This is a genomic window from Nonomuraea pusilla (assembly GCF_900109355.1).
Classification (GTDB): Bacteria; Actinomycetota; Actinomycetes; order Streptosporangiales; family Streptosporangiaceae; genus Nonomuraea; species Nonomuraea pusilla.
In genome coordinates this window covers 420381-433263 of record NZ_FOBF01000003.1, presented here as the reverse complement: position 1 = coordinate 433263, position 12883 = coordinate 420381, and the positions used below count along the sequence as shown (strand labels likewise).

Sequence of the window (12883 nt, the reverse complement as noted above, 5' to 3'; positions counted from 1 at the left end):
CGCATGACTGAGGGTGCCCCGCGGCTCAAGGCCCGCGATCTCAACCAGGTGATCAGGTACACGATGTGGTCGGTCTTCAAGGCCACCGACGCGTGCCCCGCCGACAGGGAGAGCCTGGCCGCCGAGGTCGAGGGCCTGCTGGAGCAGGCCGCCGGCAAGGACGTCGTGACCAGGGGGGTCTACGAGGTCGCCGGGTTCCGCGCCGACGCCGACTACATGTTCTGGTGGCACGCGCCGACCCCCGAGGACCTCCAGGACGTCTACTCGCGCTTCCGCCGCACCGCGCTGGGCCGCCACAGCGCGCCCGTCTGGTCGGCCATGGCGCTGCACCGCCCCGCCGAGTTCAACAAGTCGCACATCCCGGCCTTCCTCGCCGAGGAGGAGCCGCGGGCGTACGTGAGCGTCTACCCGTTCGTCCGCTCGTACGAGTGGTACCTCCTGGAGGACGCCGAGCGGCGGGCGATGCTGGCCGAGCACGGCAGGATGGCGCGCGGCTACCCCGACGTCCGGGCGAACACGGTCGCCTGCTTCGCGCTCAACGACTTCGAGTGGATGCTCGCGTTCGAGGCCGACGAGCTGCACCGCATCGTCGACCTCATGCGCGAGCTGCGCGGCGCCGAGGCCAGGCGGCACACGCGCGTCGAGATCCCGTTCTACACGGGCACGCGCAAGCCGGTGCGCGAGATCGTCGCCGCGCTGCCGTAGCGCGGGCCCGCTCGCCGTGGCGGCGGGGGCCCAACTTTCCGATCTCCCTGACGTGATCTACCCCGTTTGTCACAATCAGGGAAAGCCCCTGCCCGCGTGGCGTGGGGCGTCGCGTTCCATGGAGGGGCAGTGGAGCAGCAGTCGTCGGGGAGGTCCGGCCGCCGGAGGCGCGCCCCGGGCCGTCACGCGGCGCAGGCACAGGCGCGCACCGGGCGCCGGTCGGGCAGGGGGCTGTGGCTGGCAGGGGCGTCGGCGGGCGCGGTCGCGCTCGCGGGCGGCGTCCTCGCGCTCACCGCGAACGGCACGCTGGGCGGTTCGTTCACCGGCCCGCTGCCCCGGGCGCTCGCGGCCTCCGGCGTCTCGCCCGCTCCCGCCGACACCCCGTACGGCGCGTCGGGCCAGGGCGGGGCCGGGCGCGGCCGGACGAGTCCCGCCACCAGCGAGGCAGGTCCCTCCGCGTCCCCCAAGAAGGACGTCGCCGGAGGAGGCTCGCGTGACGGCGGCCGGGGTGACGGCGGCCCGGGTGACGGGGCGGCTCGCGACGGCGGTTCCCGCGACGGCGGCCAGGGCGGACGTCCAGCGAAGGGCCGCGCCACGCCCGGCGCAGGGAGCGAGGGCGGCGAGCAGGACGCGCCGCCGCAGGTCCTGGAGGGCAAGGCCGACACGGGCCTGTCCCCGGGCGTGGGGGCGACGGGCGGCCCCTCGGCGACGGTGGCGGGCCCCGACGACCTCGACGACTCCGACTTCAAGGCCGACCGGTTCTCCCGCCACACCGACCAGCGGGCGGCGGAGTACTTCCGCGCGCACTGGGGGCCGGACGACAAGGCGATGAAGCGCCTCAAGGACATCCGCACCATAGGCGGATATCTGCGCATCTACACGAACTTACCGGAGTCCGCGGGCAACTCCCGGCACGCCATCACGCTGTGCAAGCGCGGCCTGCAGTACCTCAAGGAGATCGGCACCAGGACGCCGGTCGTGTTCGTCCAGGCCGAGTTCGGGGAGAACGGCAACCCCGTGCTCGCCAACATCCTCGGCCCCTCCGACCGGAGCTGCCGCATCACCTACCCGGCCCCCCGCTGAAGCTCAGCGCACCCGCACCCGGGTCTTCCCGCACACCTCGCACCGCTGCGTGACGACGCGGCCGATGGTCTCGACCGTCACCCACCGGTGGCGGAGATGGACGCGGAGCACGGGAGACTTCTACCCGAGGGTGACGATCGGTACGCGCCGTGGCCAGGTGATCACGCCTTGGGTTCGAGGCGGAGCGAGACCGAGTTGATGCAGTAGCGGTCGTCGGTCGGCGTGGGGTAGCCCTCGCCGTGGAAGACGTGACCCAGGTGAGAGTCGCAGCGGGCGCAGCGCACCTCGGTGCGCACCATGCCGTGGCCGCGGTCCTCCAGCAGCCGCACCGTGTCGGTGCCCGACGGCTCGAAGAAGCTCGGCCACCCGCAGTGCGACTCGAACTTCGCGTCCGAGCGGAACAGCTCGGCGCCGCAGGCGCGGCACGAGTACACGCCCTCGGTCTTGGTGTCGACGTACTCACCGGTGAAGGGGCGCTCGGTGCCGGCCTCCCTGAGCACGTGGTACTCCTCGGGCGACAGCTCGGCGCGCCACTCGGCCTCACTCTTGACGACCTTGTCCATGCATCCAGCGTACGAGATGCGGCAAAAAGAGATCTCCGTCGGGGGAAGCATCCTTTCTGGGGAGAATTCGCGTCTTTGTCAGCAAGGGGGTTGTCAACGCCTCCTGCACAAGGGGTGATCACTCGGCCGGATCGCCGGAGCGGCACAGCCCACGCCCGTGCTGGCGCCGATGGCGATCGCACGGCCGCCCGGGCGGCGCGCCAGCGCCCGGAGCGGCCCGCGAGTGGTCTGCGGCCCGCCCTGTCGAGCGCCCGGTCCCGCCACCGCGGAGGCTCCGGGGCGGGCCCCCCGATTCTGTGGGTCGGGCCGGGTAGGTTCAGTGCATGGCATCGCCGTACATCGAGCTTGAGGTGGGGGAGCGGACCGTCAAGGTCACCAACCCCGGCAAGGTCTATTTCCCTGAGATCGGCGCCACCAAGCGTGAGCTGGTCGAGTACTACGTCAGCGTCGGCGAGGGCGCCCTGCGGGCGCTCAGAGACCGGCCCACCAATCTCAAGCGCCATCCCGACGGCGTCCAGACCGAGGCGATCTACCAGAAACGCATGCCGCCGCGGCACCCCGACTGGCTGCAGGCCGTCACCGTCACCTTCCCCAGCGGGCGCACCGCGCAGTCACTGCGCGTCACCGAGGTCGCCGCCATCGCCTACTGCGCCAACCTCGGCACCATCGACTTCCACCCCTGGCAGGTGCGGGCGGGCGACGTCGAGCACCCCGACGAGCTGCGCGTCGACCTCGACCCGCAGCCCGGCATCGGCTTCGACGCCGCCCGCCAGGCCGCCTTCCTCACCCGCGAGGTGCTCGGCGAGCTGGGCCTGACCGGCTTCGTCAAGACGTCCGGCAACCGCGGCGTCCACATCGCCGTCCGCATCGAGCCCCGCTGGGACTTCATCCAGGTGCGCCACGCCGGCATCGCCCTCGCCAGGGCCGTCGAGGCCCGCGACCCGAGCCTCGTCACCACCGCCTGGTGGAAGGAGGAGCGCGGGCGGCGCGTGTTCATCGACTTCAACCAGAACGCCCGCGACCGCACCGTGGTGAGCGCCTACTCCGTCCGGGCCCGGCCGCACGCCCCCGTCTCCACCCCGCTCACCTGGGACGAGCTGAAGGACGCCGACCCGCGCGACTTCGACATCCGCACGGTGCCCGCCCGCTTCGCCCGCCTCGGCGACGTCCACGCCGCCATCGACGACGTGGCCCACTCGATCGAGCCCCTCCTGGGGCTGTACGCCGAGGACGACCGCGGCGACCTGCCGTACCCGCCGAACTACCCGAAGATGCCCGGCGAGCCCATGCGCGTCCAGCCCAGCAGGGCCAGGGCCACGACACGGGAGGACGGGCCGGGCTGAGCCGTCCGGGCCGGGTCACGAGGCGAGGTCCGGCACGGGCGAAGCGTAGAAGCGGCCGCGGCCACTGCCCAGAGCTCCTTCCGCGCCGCGCCCGGCGCGTCCGGCGCGGGTTCCGGCGGTCAGCGGGGCGGGTCGGGGCAGAGGCGGCGCAGCTCCGAGCCGTAGGTGTCCGACAGGTGCGAGCGCAGGGTCTCGGCGAACCCCTGGGGGTCGTCGGCGCGGAGGCGTTCGATGAGGTCCTCGTGCTCGGCGATGATCGCGTCGCAGCGGGCGAGGAGGGTGCCGCCGTAGCTGAACAGCAGGAAGCGCTGCCGATCGGCGAGCCGGTCGTTCAGTTCGAGCAGCACGAGGTTGCCGCCCGACTCCACGAAGGAGCGGTGGAAGGCGATGGTCAGCTCGATGAAGTGGCGCAGGTCCCTGCCCGCGAGCGCCTGCCTCTGCGCTTCGACGTCCTGTTCGAGCCGCGCCGCGAGAGCGCGCCTGGTCTCCGGCGCGGCGCGCTGCACGGCCGTCGACTCCAGGATGAGGCGGGCGTCGGCGAGGTCGGCGGTGACCTTGTCGCTCATCCCGCGGACGAGGGCGCCGCGCTTGGGGTAGACGGTGATCCAGCCCTCGTCCTGGAGGCGGACCAGGGCGGCGCGGACGGGGGTGCGGCTGACCCCGATGTCGATGGCCAGGGCCGCTTCACTGAGCATCGTGTCGGGTTTGTGCGTTCCGTTGAGTATGCCGGCGCGGATGGCCGCGTAGGCCCGGTCGGCGGCGCTCTCGCTTGTCGACATGGAACCAATCTTGTCGGTATCGGCCCCCTCGGCGGGCGCCGGCAGGCCTCGATGTCGCGGCTATTCTCCGCCGCGTTCGCCGTGCGACCGCCGGCGGGCCCGGCGCCGGTGCGCCAGCCAGGCCGCCGCCAGGGCGAGCCCGGCCGCGAGCACGACGAGCGCGTCGGGGATGTCCGCGGTGCCGCCGAGCGCCCAGCTCTCGACGGCGAACTGCTGGGAGACCCCGAGGACGCCGCCCAGCGAGGTGGTGCCCTCGGTGACGATGAGGAGCACGCCGACGCCGATCCCGAGCAGGCCGCCGGCGACCTGGGTCCAGGTGTTGCGCCAGCGGCCGAGGCGGAGCTCCCGCGGCCGTACGAGCCGGCGCACCCAGGGCGCCCTGGACCAGGCGATCGCGAGGACGAACAGCGGGACGGTCATGCCGAAGGCGAACACGGCCAGCACGATCCCGCCGTGGAGCGGCTCGCCGCCGAGGGCGGCCAGCGCCAGCACCGACCCCAGGACCGGTCCCGCGCACACGCCGGCGAGGCCGTAGACGGTGCCGAGGAGGAAGACCGACGCGGTCGAGGTGCCCTCGGCGTTGGAGAGGCGGCCGAGGGCCGGCAGCGGGACGCCGGACAGCTGGACGACGCCGAGCGCGACGACCACGCCGGCCGCGACGGTGACCAGCGTGACCCGGTGCTCGCTGATGACCGCCCCCAGGCTGCCGGCGAGCACGCCGAGGGGCACGAGCGTCGTGAGCAACCCCAGGTAGAACACCCCGGTGCGGGCGACCAGCCTGCCGGGGGCGGTGAAGGCGTAGGCGAAGAACGACGGCAGCAGCATGACCGAGCAGGGGCTCAGCAGGGTCAGGACGCCGCCGACGAGCGCTCCGGCGAGGCTGACGTTCATCGGGTCCCGGCAGCCGCGAGCCGGTCGTCCAGCAACTGCCGGAACACCTCGACGGGCTGGGCGCCGGGCACGGCGCGGTCGCCGGCGACGAAGAACGGGACGCTGGTGATCCCGAGCGACTGCGCGTCGCGGGTGCTCTGCTCGACCGCCTTCCGCAGGTCCGCGCGGTCCAGGTCGCGTTCGAACCGCGCGAGGTCCGGGACGCCCGCCGTGCGCGCGAACCCGATCAGCTTCTTGCGCGGCAGGTCGGGGTGGCCCTTCTCCGGCGCCGCCGCGTACGCGGCGGCCAGGTACTCGCGGAAGCGGCCCTGCTCGGCCGCCGCCCTGACCGCCACGGCGGCGTTCGTGGACTGCTCGCCGAAGAACGACACGTCGCGGAACTCGTACCGCACCCGGCCCGTGTCGACGTACTCCTTCAGCAGTGCCGGCATCGTGCGGTTGGTGAACAGCGCGCAGTACGGGCACCGCAGGTCCGCCCACTCCACCAGCACCACCGGGGCGTCGACGGGCCCGATGGCGAGCGGGTCGTCCGGGTCCCGCAGCGCGACCGACGTCGGGGTGGCCTCCGGGCCCGGTGTCGCGGTGTTCGGCGCGGCGGCCGGGCGGGCCCCGCCCGCTCCGCCGCCGGTGGGCCTCGCGAGCACCACGATGAGAAGGAACACGGCGACGACGGCCAGCACGACGTTCACGATCCGGGCCGTGCGCAGCCGCTGCTCGAGGACCTGCGTGGACGGTGATGAGGGGATGTCGGTCACGCGGCCTAGGATACATGTTGTATCCATGCACCCGCCGGGGTACGTTCGAGCGGAGAGGACGTGGCACGGGACCGTGGGGTGATCGGATGAAGAGAGCAGGCGCCGAAGACCCGGAGACCCGGCGGACCGATCCCCTCGTGCGGCTGCCGCTCGACCGCCTGCGCCGGCGCACGAGCATGAAGTGGCGCGCCCACCCCGAGGACGTGCTGCCGCTGTGGGTGGCGGAGATGGACGTGCCGCTGGCTCCGCCCGTCGCCGACGCGCTGCACGCGGCGATCGACCTCGGCGACACCGGCTACCCGCACGGCACCGGCTACGCCGAGGCCCTCGCGGGCTTCGCGCGTGCGCGATGGCGGTGGGACGGCGTGCGCGTCGAGCACACCGCCGTCGTGCCCGACGTCATGATGGGCATCGTCGAGGTCCTCCGCCTGATCACCGACCCGGGCGACGCGGTTGTGGTGTGCTCGCCGGTCTATCCGCCGTTCTACGCGTTCGTCACGCACGACGCCAGGACGATCGTCGAGGCGAGGCTCGGCCCGGATCTGCGGATCGACCTCGGCGCCCTGGAGGAGGCGTTCGTGCGGGCCCGCCGCCAGGGCCGTCATGCGGCGTTCCTCATGAGCAACCCGCACAACCCGACCGGTGTCGTCCACACCCGGGAGGAGTTGCAGGCGGTCGCCCGGCTCGCCCGCGAGCACGGCGTGCGGGTGGTGTCCGACGAGATCCACGGCCCCCTCGTGCTGCCCGGAGCCGCCTTCACGCCGTTCCTCAGCGTCGAGGGGTCCGAGAACGGCTTCGCGGTGACCTCCGCGTCCAAGGCCTGGAACCTCGCCGGCCTCAAGGCCGCCCTCGTCGTCGCGGGCGCCGACTCCGCCGGCGACCTCCGGCGCATGCCGGAGGAGGTCGGTCACGGCCCCAGCCATCTGGGCGTCATCGCCCACACCACGGCGTTCCGCGAGGGCGGGGCCTGGCTCGACGAGCTGCTGCTCGGCCTCGACGCGAACCGCGCGCTCCTGGGCCGGCTGATCGCGGAACACCTGCCGCGGGCGCGCCACCGCCCGCCCGAGGGCACCTACCTCGCCTGGATCGACTGCGCCTGGCTCGGGCTGCACGACGACGACCGGCGCGGCTCCGAACCCGGCGTGGTCGGCGACCTGGCGGGACCGGCCAGGATGTTCCTCGACCGCGCCCGCGTCGCCCTGAGCTCGGGGCACGTGTTCGGCTCCGGCGGGGCCGGCTGCGTGCGGCTCAACTTCGCCACGTCACCCGCCGTCCTGCGCGAGGCGCTGTCCAGGATGGGGCGGGCGGTGCGTGACCTGTGACGGGCGGCGGCCGTCCGTCACGGCGTCCTGAAGCCGCGGAACGTCACACGCTTGCGCACCACGAAGCCGAGCCGCTCGTAGAGGGCGATCGCCGAGGTGTTGGCTCCGGCCACGTGGAGGAACGGCCGCTCGTTCCGTGACGTGATGCGCGTGACCAGGGCGCGTACGAGGCGGGCGGCGTGACCTCGCCCGCGTGCTTCTGGGGCGGTGCAGACGGCGCTGATCTCGGTCCATCCGGGTGGACGGAGCCGTTCGCCCGCCATGGCGACCAGGACGCCGTTCTCGCGGATGCCCAGATAGGCGCCGAGTTCGTGCGTCCGCGGCCAGAAGGGTCCAGGGCGGGTCCGGCCGGTGAGATCCAGCATGTCGGGCACGTCGTCGATGCCCAGTTCGACGATCCCCGGCTCGGGCTCGGTCCGGCCGTCCGCGGGGAAGATCATCTGGAGGCCGTCGAGCGAGAAGACCGGCTCCCAGCCTGCGGGCGGGGTGGCCGGGCAGCTGAACAGATCGGCGAGTTCGCCGGGGCCGAGCAGCCGCGCGAGGTCGGCCCACTCCGCAGGGTCGGGGTCGGCGGGCACGGTGGAGAAGGTCGCGACCCCCGGCACGTATCCGGCCGCCCGGCCGAGCCGCCGGGCCAGGTGCGCGTGGTGGCCGCGGAGCGACTCGCCCACCGGGTCGTCGAGCGGGCCGGTGTCGCCATGGACCATGGTGCTGTGCCTTTCGTCGCCTGCGCGCGCCCGCGGCCGTCGGCAGGGACGTGACCAGGGGTCCCTGCCCGAAGCCGGGCCGGCGCCTTCTCGCAGCCGCAGTGTAGCCAGGCGGGCGGACGAACCCGCACCTCGCACCCCGGGACGCCAGGGAAGGGGCGACTCGCCTCAACCCCGCCGAACCACGAGCGTGACCATGCCGGTGCGCCGCGCCGGCGGGAACGGCTGCGTCGTCCTCACCTGCCAGCCGCCGGCGCCGCGCCAGGTGTCATCGGATTGTCCCGGGTATATGCAGCTATGTCGGCATTCGCTACTTTCCGTGGCGAATGAAGTACTCACTGTTATATCGGGGGCTTGCATGAAGATCGCCTGTGTGGGCGGCGGACCCGCCGGCCTGTACTTCTCCATCCTCATGAAAGGCGTGGACCCCTCCCACGACGTCACCGTCCACGAGCGCGACCCCGCGGGCTCCACGTACGGCTGGGGCGTGACCTACTCCGAGGCCCTGCTGCGCAACCTCCACGCCACCGACCCGGAGTCCGCGCGCGCCGTCCTCGACAGCTCGGTGCGCTGGGACCGCTGGGACCACTTCCGCGGCGACGAGAGCAGGAGCGAGCACTACGGAGAGGAGGGGTACGGCATCGGCCGCCACCGGCTGCTCGACATCCTCGCCGGGCGGGCCCGCGGCCTCGGCGTGCGCGTCGAGCACGAGCGGGAGGTCGCCGGCGAGGACGAACTCGCGGACGCCGACCTCGTCGTCGCCTGCGACGGCGTCAACAGCGGGCTGCGCGAGCGCCACGCCGCCCACTTCGGCACCGACGTCGCGGTCGGCGGCAACAAGTACCTGTGGCTCGGCGCCACCAGGGCCTTCGACGCCTTCGTCTTCTCCTTCCAGGAGACGGCCCACGGCTGGATCTGGTGCTACGGCTACCCGTACGCCCCGGACCGCAGCACCTGCGTCGTGGAGTGCGCGCCGCGGACCTGGAAGGGGCTCGGCTTCGACCGGGCGGACGAGGGCGACACGCTGGCCCGGCTGGAGAAGATCTTCGCCGACCTCCTGGACGGGCACTCGCTGCTCGCCCAGGGCGACGGCCACGGGGGCGCGCGCTGGCTGAACTTCCGCACGGTCACCAACACGACCTGGAGCCGGGACAACCTCGTGCTCATGGGGGACGCGGCCCACACCACGCACTTCTCGATCGGGGCGGGCACCGGTCTCGCGCTGACCGACGCCGCCCTCCTCGCCGCCGCGCTGCTCGAAGGGCTGCCGCTGCCGGCCGCCCTGGCGCGCTACGAGCGGCAGGCCAGGGTGCTGGTGCGCTCCGCCCAGCGGGCCGCCCGCCGCAGCGCCCGGTGGTACGAGGACCTGCCGCGCTACGCGGACCTCCCGATGCCGCAGCTGGTCAGGCTGCTCAGCCTGCGCGGCTCGGGGCTGCTCCCGCACGTCCCGCCCCGGCTGTTCTACCTCGCCCACCGGGCGGGGGCGAACGCCGTGGGCAGGGTCGCGTCCCGGCTCGCCCGCCGCGCCGGCTCCCGGTAGCCGGGCCGCTTCCCGGTGGCCGGGCCGCTTCCCGGTGGCCGCGCCGCCTCCCGGCAGCCGGGCCGGGGAGCGCGGTGCGGCCGCCCCGGGACGGCTACGTCCCTGCGTCCGGCGCGTCCGGCCCGTCACCTCCGGCGGCCGGCGGGCCGGCCTGCCGGGCGTCCCGCGCCGCGCTGCGGCGGCGGGCCCGTACGAGGAGGGCCACCGGCAGGGCGAGCGCGGTCACCGCGCCCGCGGGGAGCAGCCAGGACGGCGCCTCGTCCAGGAAGGCGGGCAGTCCCCAGCTCGACGGCTTGGCGGGGAACGTCAGGGTGCCCGTGACCGTGCGCTCCACCTGGCCGCTGCGCAGCTCCAGCTTGACCCCCCACGGCCCGTCGGGCAGCCGCTCGTCCAGCACGACCATGACCGGCGCGGTGCCGCCCGGCGCGACCGTGGTGCCCACCTGGGCGGGGAAGGGGCCCGCGCTGAGCCCGCCGGGCCCGTCGGAGAGCCACATGCGGCCTTCGAAGTCGAGCGCGCGCTCGCCGGTGTTGCGCACGGTCGCCTTCACCACCGGCATGCCGGTCTCGGTGCGGCCGGGCGTGAGCCGCTCGATCTCGAAGTCGGACGGCCGGTCGCCGCCGGGTCCGATGTCGAGGTAGAGCCTGATGCCGACCCGGCTGATCATCCGCAGGTTCTTCTGGGGGCTGGGTCCCTCCGACGACGTCTCGGCGAGGAGGACGCCGTAGCGCTCGCCTTCCGTGGCGTTCTCGGGGATGCTGATCGTGGCCTTGAGCGTGACGCTGCTCCGGGGCGGCACCGCCAGGCGGGGCCGGTCGACGGTGATCCACGAGGCGGGTTCGCCGGTCACCCGCTCGGGCAGCGGGGTGAAGGCGTTCTTCCTGATCTCCGCCCCGCCGGCGTAGACCCGGATGGCCCTGGTCGTGTCGGAGCCGTTCCGCACCTCGAAACGGCGGGATATCGTGGTGCCGGGATTTATGTGATCTACGATGTAAAGGCGGGCGCGAGGGTCGTCGCGCCGGTTCGAGGACGCCTCCAGGAGCCTGATGCCGATCGTGGAGCGCTCGGGTGGGTCCGCGCGGCGGCCCCGAGGGTCGTGGTCCGCGTGAGCGGGGGCGCCGATCGCTCCTAGGATCAGGAGGACCAGCGCCCCGAGCCGCGGCAGCGCGTGAGGTCGTGCCATGCCGCTAGGCGACGACGTGGGCGATCGTGCCGGTGTAGGTGCCTCCCACGTTGGCCAGCGCCGTGTCGATGCCGATCAGCGGGTTCCAGCTGGCGGAGTTGTTGCCCGTGCCGCCGGTGTGGCTGAAGGCCGTCTTGGCGGCGCCCAGGGACTCCCCGGTGATGGGAGGCGGAGCCGCGCAGCCCGTCTGGCCGGGCGTGAAGGTGCCGTCGCCGGTGGTGGTGCTGGCGGGGCCGGAACAGTAGTAGACGTTCGTGGCGTCCACGGTCTCGCCCGGGTCGTTGCCGCCGGCCGTGATGAAGTCGCCGCTGGTCACGGTGGCGGTCCAGCTCGGCGTCGCCGAGGCGCGGGCGTCGGTCACCGTGATCGCGCCGAGCTGGCCCCAGGCGTAGCCGTCCGGCGCGGCGTCGTTCGCCAGCGCGACCGTGTCCGGCACGGTGATCTGCAAAGTGCCGGCGGTGATGTCGAACGTCGTCGTGGTGTTGCACGCCGCGCCCGAGGCGCAGACGGCCGCCTGTGCCGGCGCGCCCCCCACTCCCGCGACCAGCGTCGAGACCAGGGCCGTTCCTGTGGCGATCACGCCGGCCCTGAGATACCTGCTCATGCCGCTTGCTTCCCCCCATCGCCGGCGCGGCCTGGATGCCGCGAACGGCGGTCAATGTGTCAGAACCACGAGAAAGCTAACACTCTGAGCAGCGGAAACGTCACTGTGAGTAGTCAAAGGGGCGATCAAGAAACCGTGGCGCCCCGGCCGGGCGCCGCCCGCGAACAGGTGCCGGCGGCCGTCGCCGACCTCTGCCTCAGGGGCGGACGAGGTGGTGCGGAGCGAGCTCCCTCGTCTCGCCGCGCCTCAGGTGGACGACGCGGTCCGCGAGCCCGGCCTGCTCGACGTGGTGGAGGAAGTCGCCCAGGGGCGAGCTGAAGACCGTGTAGTCGTCGAAGTGCACCGGCACGACGGTGTGCGGGTCGATCAGGTCCACCCAGGACGCACCCTGCTCCCCGTCCATGGTGACCAGCAGCATGCCGAGCAGCCGGGTGCCGCCCAGGTGGACGATGCCGAGGTCGATGTCGGGGAAGCGGCGCGGGATGGCGTCCAGGCGGCGGTCGAGCAGGGTGTCGCCGCTCACGTGCACGGTCAGCTCCACCCGCCCGTCGGGGCCGCGGAACTCCAGCATCGTCCCGATGACGGGAGGCAGCAGCCTCTCGGCCGGTCCCGGGGCGTGCCGGGCGGGCAGGGCGGTGACGGTCACGCTGCCCCCGGGGCCGCGCAGCTCGTGCTGCTGCCACACGCCCAGCCCGACGCTCCGCTCGAAGCCGCGCCGGCGCAGCCTGCCGGCGGCCTGCCGGGTGGTGATGATCGGCGTCGCCCGGTCGAGGCGGCGCCGGGTGACGCGGTCCCAGTGGTCGCCGTGCAGGTGCGAGAGCAGCACGGCGTCGAGCGCCGGCAGGTCCTCGATCTCCACCGCCGGGTCGGCGAGGCGGCGCGAGGTCAGGCCGTAGCCGAGGTATGCCCGCTGTCCCCGGTGCAGGAAGTTGGGGTCGGTGAGCAGGGTGAAGCCGTTGTAGCGGATCAGCGTCGTGGCGTTGCCGATGAACTGCAGGCTGCCTTTCACGTCGATCACTCCGGGTGCGGTGGCCGCTGCTCCGGCGGGACGCCTCCGCCCTTGCCCCCGCCCTTGCGGCCCTTGTCCGTGCCGTGCGGGCGGGCGGCCCGCTTGGCGCCGCTCTTGGTCTCGGGGACGGCATGAGCCGACTTCGACTCGGTGGCCGACTTCCCCGACCTCCGGATCTCCGGCTGTTGCGGGTTGGTCATGGCATTTACCCCCATATGCGTCATATGTCCCCTTGCCGCCCGGCGACCGGGCCAAACCCGCCGCCGGGAAGCGCGGTCTCCTCGATGACCAGAGGGCAGAGAAAACCGTTGGCGCGCGGTGGCGCGGACCCGCTAGCCTCACGCACGTCGCCTGGACGGGCGGCATCGGTGACGTCAAGGAGAGGAGTGGGGATCTATG

At 73.3% G+C, this 12883-nt stretch carries 14 protein-coding genes; 5 read left to right on the top strand and 9 right to left on the bottom strand.

The features are described from left to right. Window positions 1-3: 3 nt before the first annotated feature. Together hemQ and BMX74_RS07990 are read left to right on the top strand one after the other, a co-directional pair. Window positions 4-705, top strand: coding sequence for a hydrogen peroxide-dependent heme synthase (hemQ, locus tag BMX74_RS07995; RefSeq protein ID WP_055505923.1), 702 nt, complete (start codon window positions 4-6; stop codon window positions 703-705). A 129-nt stretch (window positions 706-834) separates the two neighbouring features. Continuing rightward, window positions 835-1788 (top strand): hypothetical protein, encoded by a 954-nt coding sequence (locus BMX74_RS07990; RefSeq protein WP_091099309.1) that lies wholly within the window; start codon window positions 835-837, stop codon window positions 1786-1788. Between the two features lie 161 nt (window positions 1789-1949). On the opposite strand, the gene msrB is transcribed toward BMX74_RS07990, so the two are convergent. After that, a complete protein-coding gene (msrB, locus tag BMX74_RS07985; RefSeq protein ID WP_055505921.1) occupies window positions 1950-2351 on the bottom strand; it encodes a peptide-methionine (R)-S-oxide reductase MsrB in 402 nt (133 codons plus the stop codon). A gap of 323 nt (window positions 2352-2674) precedes the next feature. Here msrB and ligD point away from each other — a divergent pair, with 323 nt between their 5' ends. Next, window positions 2675-3694 carry a non-homologous end-joining DNA ligase gene (ligD, locus tag BMX74_RS07980; RefSeq protein ID WP_055505920.1) on the top strand — a complete coding sequence of 340 codons (1020 nt, stop codon included), beginning with the start codon at window positions 2675-2677 and terminating at the stop codon, window positions 3692-3694. A gap of 119 nt (window positions 3695-3813) precedes the next feature. Here the strand turns inward: ligD and BMX74_RS07975 are convergent, their stop codons facing one another. From BMX74_RS07975 to BMX74_RS07965, 3 genes are read right to left on the bottom strand one after another with little or no spacing between them, the layout of a single operon-like run. Continuing rightward, complete coding sequence (locus tag BMX74_RS07975; RefSeq protein WP_055505919.1) at window positions 3814-4473, bottom strand: GntR family transcriptional regulator; 660 nt, start codon at window positions 4471-4473, stop codon at window positions 3814-3816. Between the two features lie 60 nt (window positions 4474-4533). Beyond that, window positions 4534-5364: a cytochrome c biogenesis CcdA family protein gene (locus tag BMX74_RS07970; protein ID WP_091099306.1), complete on the bottom strand. Its 831-nt coding sequence runs from the start codon at window positions 5362-5364 to the stop codon at window positions 4534-4536. Next, complete coding sequence (locus tag BMX74_RS07965; RefSeq protein ID WP_218153914.1) at window positions 5361-6119, bottom strand: DsbA family protein; 759 nt, start codon at window positions 6117-6119, stop codon at window positions 5361-5363. The genes BMX74_RS07970 and BMX74_RS07965 overlap by 4 nt, the downstream gene beginning before the upstream one ends. A gap of 86 nt (window positions 6120-6205) precedes the next feature. Here BMX74_RS07965 and BMX74_RS07960 point away from each other — a divergent pair, with 86 nt between their 5' ends. Then, window positions 6206-7441, top strand: coding sequence for a MalY/PatB family protein (locus tag BMX74_RS07960; protein ID WP_091099302.1), 1236 nt, complete (start codon window positions 6206-6208; stop codon window positions 7439-7441). Window positions 7442-7458: 17 nt separating this feature from the next. Here the strand turns inward: BMX74_RS07960 and BMX74_RS07955 are convergent, their stop codons facing one another. Then, entirely contained in the window at window positions 7459-8148 is a 690-nt protein-coding gene (locus BMX74_RS07955) for a GNAT family N-acetyltransferase (protein ID WP_091099301.1), read from the bottom strand. 358 nt (window positions 8149-8506) lie between these two features. On the opposite strand from BMX74_RS07955, the gene BMX74_RS07950 reads away from it, so the two are divergent. Next, window positions 8507-9688, top strand: coding sequence for an FAD-dependent monooxygenase (locus BMX74_RS07950; protein WP_091099298.1), 1182 nt, complete (start codon window positions 8507-8509; stop codon window positions 9686-9688). A gap of 94 nt (window positions 9689-9782) precedes the next feature. Here the strand turns inward: BMX74_RS07950 and BMX74_RS07945 are convergent, their stop codons facing one another. From BMX74_RS07945 to BMX74_RS07930, 4 genes are all read right to left on the bottom strand, one after another. Further along, window positions 9783-10871, bottom strand: a complete 1089-nt coding sequence (locus tag BMX74_RS07945) for a COG1361 family protein (RefSeq protein WP_177227277.1) — start codon at window positions 10869-10871, stop codon at window positions 9783-9785. 4 nt (window positions 10872-10875) lie between these two features. Further along, window positions 10876-11475 carry a hypothetical protein gene (locus BMX74_RS07940; RefSeq protein ID WP_055505913.1) on the bottom strand — a complete coding sequence of 200 codons (600 nt, stop codon included), beginning with the start codon at window positions 11473-11475 and terminating at the stop codon, window positions 10876-10878. 196 nt (window positions 11476-11671) lie between these two features. Continuing rightward, complete coding sequence (locus BMX74_RS07935; RefSeq protein WP_256256827.1) at window positions 11672-12493, bottom strand: MBL fold metallo-hydrolase; 822 nt, start codon at window positions 12491-12493, stop codon at window positions 11672-11674. Next, window positions 12490-12684 (bottom strand): hypothetical protein, encoded by a 195-nt coding sequence (locus BMX74_RS07930; RefSeq protein ID WP_091099295.1) that lies wholly within the window; start codon window positions 12682-12684, stop codon window positions 12490-12492. Before BMX74_RS07930 ends, BMX74_RS07935 begins: the two co-directional genes overlap by 4 nt. Window positions 12685-12883: the final 199 nt, after the last annotated feature.